1 protein-coding gene is annotated in these 297 nt (G+C 49.8%); it reads right to left on the bottom strand.

The genetic code is table 11. The features are described 5' to 3' along the window. A partial coding sequence (locus PZH32_RS13075; protein ID WP_275208683.1) for a histidine phosphatase family protein occupies positions 1 to 297 on the bottom strand: 297 nt, incomplete at both ends.

Raw genomic sequence — 297 nt, 5'->3', positions numbered from 1 at the left:
CCCGTTCCCAACCTGCCAGTCATAGTAACTTTTCTTTTCCTCCGAAAATGCCTCCATGACTGCCATGATCGTTCCTCCATGAACGACAAAAACGAGTGTCCGGTCAGCCCCCCGTTCAGTCTGAGAAGAAATTTCCTTCCATACTTCCTGAAATGCCTCCACTGTCCGGGCTTTAAACGCCTCCGTGGTCTCCCCGCCGGGAAATCCCTCTCTCCCCAGCGTGTCGATAAAATGCTGATACTCCGTATCCCCGGAAAGTTCCAGATAATTCTTATACTCAAAGGTTCCAAAATCACA

Source organism: Adlercreutzia equolifaciens (genome assembly GCF_029076695.1).
In the GTDB taxonomy this organism is placed as follows: domain Bacteria; phylum Actinomycetota; class Coriobacteriia; order Coriobacteriales; family Eggerthellaceae; genus Adlercreutzia; species Adlercreutzia equolifaciens_A.
The sequence above is the reverse complement of the archived record's forward strand: the minus strand, read 5'-3'. Positions and strand labels throughout refer to the sequence as shown.